Source organism: Streptosporangium sp. NPDC006930, from assembly GCF_040635605.1.
In the GTDB taxonomy this organism is placed as follows: Bacteria; Actinomycetota; Actinomycetes; order Streptosporangiales; family Streptosporangiaceae; genus Streptosporangium.
Window position 1 is genome coordinate 1 of sequence record NZ_JBEYID010000064.1, and the last position, 2,067, is coordinate 2,067.

Below are 2,067 nucleotides of genomic sequence, written 5' to 3' on the forward strand. Positions count from 1 at the left end.
CAGCAGACGACGCACCCCACGCTCGGCCACCACATGCCGCGCGAACAAACCCCCCAGACCACCCGTACCACCAGTGATCAACACCGTCCCCTCGGGATCCCACGAGCGGACGTCGCCACCGGCGTTCGAATCCGGCGTCACCCGCGCCAGCCTCGGCACCCACACCTCACCCCCGCGCACCGCCATCTGCGGCTCACCGGAGGCCAGCACTCCGGCCAGTACGGACGAGGACAGCTCGTCGTCGATGTCGACCAGGACGAAACGGCCAGGATTCTCCGACTGAGCGCTGCGTACGAGCCCTCGCGCCGCCGCCACGACCGGATCCGGCGCCTTTTCGCCGTCCTCACCGGCCACGACCCCGCCCCGGGTGACGAACACCAGACGCGAATCGGCGAACCGGTCATCGGCCAGCCACCCCTGCAACACGTCCAGAACATGTGAGGTCAGCTCGTGCACCGACTCCGCGACCCCGTCGACCCGGCCGGAGACCGCTTCCGCCAGCACCACATTCGGCACCGGCCCCGCCTCCGCCAGCGACAGCAGATCCGCGTGAACCGGCACCGGATCCCCGCCCGCCCGCAGCATGGAGGCGACACCCAACGTGTCCTGGCCGAGTACCGCCGCCGGGAGCGCGTCAGCAGCCGGGAGACCCACCGACGACGTCCACTCCACCTGGAACAAAACATCCCTACCACCACCGGGAGCGGCCAACACCTCCGACGCCACCGGCCGCAACACCAACGACCGCGCCGACACCACCAAACCCCCACCCCCATCCACCGCCACCACAGAAACCGCATCACCCCGAGTCCTCACCAACCGAACCCGCAACACCGACGCCCCACCCGCATGCAAACACACCCCACCCCACGAGAACGGCAACCGCCCACCCTCGGCATCGTCCAATCCCACAAACGGCACCGCATGCAACACCGCATCCAACAACGCCGGATGCACCCCGAACGACCCCGCACCCGACACCACCTGCTCAGGCAGCACAACCTCCGCGAACACCTCACCCTCAGAACCCCGCCACGCCCCCCTCAACCCCCGAAACACCGGCCCATACTCCAACCCACCCTCAGCCAACCGCTCATACACCCCGTCCAACTCGATCACCGACGCACCCCGCGGCGGCCACACCTCCGTCTCGAACGACACAGCGGCGCGGTCTCCGGCCGTCAGCACACCGGTCGCGTGCTCAACCCACGGCTCCTCATCGGCCGCCTCGGCCGACCGGGCGTGAACGCTCACCTCACGCCGACCCGACTCGTCGGCCGACCCCACCCACACCTGCACCGCGACCGCATTCCGCTCACCCAGCACCAGCGGCGTGGTCAGGGTCAGCTCCTCGATCACATCACAGCCGGCCTGATCCCCCGCCCGCACGGCCAGTTCCACGAACACGCTGCCCGGCACCATCACCGAACCCATCACCACGTAGTCGGCCAGCCACGGATGCGACCCCAGCGACAACCGCCCCGTCAGCAGCACCCCGTCGGAGCCGGCCAGCCCGACCGCCGCACCCAGCAACGGATGACCGGTGGCCGCCAACCCGGCCGCCGCCAGGTTCCCCACCCGCGCACCCGCGCCGTCGGGCCAGAAACGCCGGCGCTGGAACGCGTACGTCGGCAACTCCACCCGGCGCCCGCCCGTGAGCACCGCCTCCCAGTCCACCGTCACGCCACGCACGTGCAACTCGGCGAGAGCCGTCATGATCGCCGACTGCTCGTCCCGGTCACCGCGCAGCACCGGCACCGCCACCGCGTCGAACCCGGCCACCACGTCCGCGACGGGCTGATCCTCGGCGGCGAGGGTGTCGGACGCCATCGTGGTGAGCACACCGTCGGGGCCGAGTTCCAGGTAGGCCCGCACCCCCTGGGCGTGCAGGGTGCGCACGCCGTCGGCGAAGCGAACCGCGCCACGCACCTGCTCCACCCAGTACTCCGGCGAGCACAACCGCTCGGCCGTGGCCTGCTCCCCGGTCAGCGTCGACACGATCGGAATCCTCGGCGCACCGTAGGTCAGTGACCCGGCCACCGCCCGGAAGTCCTCCAGCATCGGATC

Annotated in this window: 1 protein-coding gene; it reads right to left on the reverse strand. The window is 70.5% G+C overall.

Going from position 1 to position 2,067, the window contains the following annotated elements:
- On the reverse strand, positions 1–1,998 hold a 1,998-nt coding region (locus ABZ664_RS39345; RefSeq protein WP_362522383.1), incomplete at its 3' end, for a polyketide synthase dehydratase domain-containing protein.
- Positions 1,999–2,067 lie beyond the last annotated feature (69 nt).